Consider the following 1,953-nt stretch of genomic DNA (forward strand, 5'->3'; position numbering starts at 1 on the left):
ACTCCCCACTCCCCATTCCCCACTGCCTCAAATACCCGGAGGGCAAGTACCTCTCGATTCTGCGTTTTATATTGAACGTTCCTCTATCGAAAACCGCTGTTACAATACGATTACCCAACCGGGTGGATTGATTCGGATTCATTCCCCCAGGCAAATGGGTAAAACTTCTCTGATGGCGAGGATTTTACATCAGGCAAGAGAAGAGGGATATCGCACGGTAACTTTAAGCTTTCAGCTTGCTGGTAGCAATATTTTCACTAATTTAGATCGATTTTTACAGTGGTTTTGTGCTAGTGTGGGGAAAAGTCTGGGTTTGCCGAATCGGTTGGTCGATTATTGGGATGATATTATCGGCGGCAATTCCAGTGCCACTGATTATTTTGAGAATTATCTTTTAGCGGAAATTAATAGTCCCGTAGTCCTCGCCATAGATGAATTTGATTGCCTCTGTCAATATCAGGAAATTGCCTCAGATTTTCTCGGTTTGCTGCGGAATTGGTATGAAAAAGCTAAGTATGGCAATAGCCTGAGCGATGTTTGGCAAAAATTACGGTTAGTAGTGGTTCATTCCAGTACCACCAATATCTCTCAAAATATTAATCTATCGCCGTTTAATATTGGACTGTCAATTGAGTTACCTGAGTTTACTCCAGAGGAAATCCAAGATTTAGCAAATCGTCACGGACTAAATTGGGACAATGATAAGGTAGAAAAGTTAATGTCATTAGTTGGCGGCTATCCCTATCTAGTCCAAAAAGCCCTTTACCACATCGCCCATCAGGATGTCACCCTAGAGGAATTGATGCCCAAGTCTGCTAGCAAGGGCAGAGTTTACGGGGAACACCTCCATCAGCAATTATTGAATCTCCAACTCTATCCAGAATTACTTGCAGCTTTAGATCGAGTTGTTTCTTCAACAACACCAGTAGAATTAAATCGCATCCCGGCGTTGAAGTTACGCAGTATGGGTTTAGTGCGGTTGATGGGCGGGAATGTTGTGCCTAGTTGCGATTTATATCGTCAGTATTTTTTAAATTGCCATAGTTAGGTTAGACATGGATGGATTTTTAGATCACTTATCCGATTAAAATAAATTAGCCTTTCCAGTTTTGTTTGGCTCTAACAAAAATTTCGTCTAGCGACTGCTCTTGATAAATTTGACGAGAGATTTCTACATAGTCTGTTGGGTTTTGCTGCATTAGTGCCAGAAACCGTAATGTAGCTGCCATGCCAAATTCTTTTTTGAGGGCAGCAATTCCTTTCACTCTCAACTGAGCATCATTAATCGTTTGGGTAGAGTCTGTCATGGGGTTTCTCTCCGAATATAGTCAACTGGGTTCATCGCTTCACAAGCCAATGTTAGCTTTCTGGCTTGCCGTAGCAGGGCATCATCACAGGTGAGGAAAAAGTCTGCCCGAGCATGGCTGGCACACGCAACGTGTAGAATATCTTTTGCGGAGAACTTTCCCTGCTCCATGAAGAATTGAGCCAGGGTGTAGATGGCTGGCTCTGGTGCAATTCTAGTTTGACAAAGGGTGGAAAGCTCCCAGGCAAAGTCTCGACGCTCTGGAAAGGGGCAGAGTTGCGTTTCATCGTTGTGCATGAATGACCAAATGAGTTGGAGTGTTTGGGTTTCTGCTTTGTTGAATATTTCTTGGCAGGCTAAGGCTTCCATCTGAATCCGAATCTGGCTGGAATCGTCAAACCTACGCTGGAAGCAGTTGTAATCCAAATAAATCAAGTCCATTAACTTCCATCCTTCATTCTCGCAGTTTCTGATCGGGATTGTTGGCAGCTCTGTCGCGCAGCATTTTGATATTTTAATTAATTCTGCAATGCTTCAACTCATTGCCCACTCCCCCTACTTCCCTCATCGTTGGATGGGGGAGGGTTTTGAAGGTATATTATCTGTAGGTTGCCAATTTTCTGCGCTCTCACCCGCCCCTACAACAT

At 43.6% G+C, this 1,953-nt stretch carries 3 protein-coding genes; 1 reads left to right on the plus strand and 2 read right to left on the minus strand.

From position 1 onward, the window contains the following. On the plus strand, positions 1 to 1,048 hold a 1,048-nt coding region (locus NJ959_RS28980), incomplete at its 5' end, for an AAA-like domain-containing protein (protein WP_254015223.1). 46 nt (positions 1,049 to 1,094) lie between these two features. Here NJ959_RS28980 and NJ959_RS28985 read toward each other — a convergent pair. Both NJ959_RS28985 and NJ959_RS28990 read right to left on the minus strand, forming a co-directional pair. Then, positions 1,095 to 1,307, minus strand: a complete 213-nt coding sequence (locus tag NJ959_RS28985) for a hypothetical protein (RefSeq protein WP_254015224.1) — start codon at positions 1,305 to 1,307, stop codon at positions 1,095 to 1,097. After that, a complete protein-coding gene (locus NJ959_RS28990; protein ID WP_254015225.1) occupies positions 1,304 to 1,747 on the minus strand; it encodes a PIN domain-containing protein in 444 nt (147 codons plus the stop codon). The genes NJ959_RS28985 and NJ959_RS28990 overlap by 4 nt, the downstream gene beginning before the upstream one ends. Positions 1,748 to 1,953 lie beyond the last annotated feature (206 nt).

The sequence above is a fragment of the Limnofasciculus baicalensis BBK-W-15 genome (assembly GCF_024178385.1).
Taxonomy (GTDB): Bacteria; Cyanobacteriota; Cyanobacteriia; order Cyanobacteriales; family Coleofasciculaceae; genus Limnofasciculus; species Limnofasciculus baicalensis.

What these genes read in the sequence shown, in the direction of transcription:
- NJ959_RS28985 (WP_254015224.1), bottom strand. Translation starts at nt 1,307, where the DNA reads ATGACAGACTCTACCCAAACGATTAATGATGCTCAGTTGAGAGTGAAA.
- NJ959_RS28990 (WP_254015225.1), bottom strand. Translation starts at nt 1,747, where the DNA reads ATGGACTTGATTTATTTGGATTACAACTGCTTCCAGCGTAGGTTTGAC.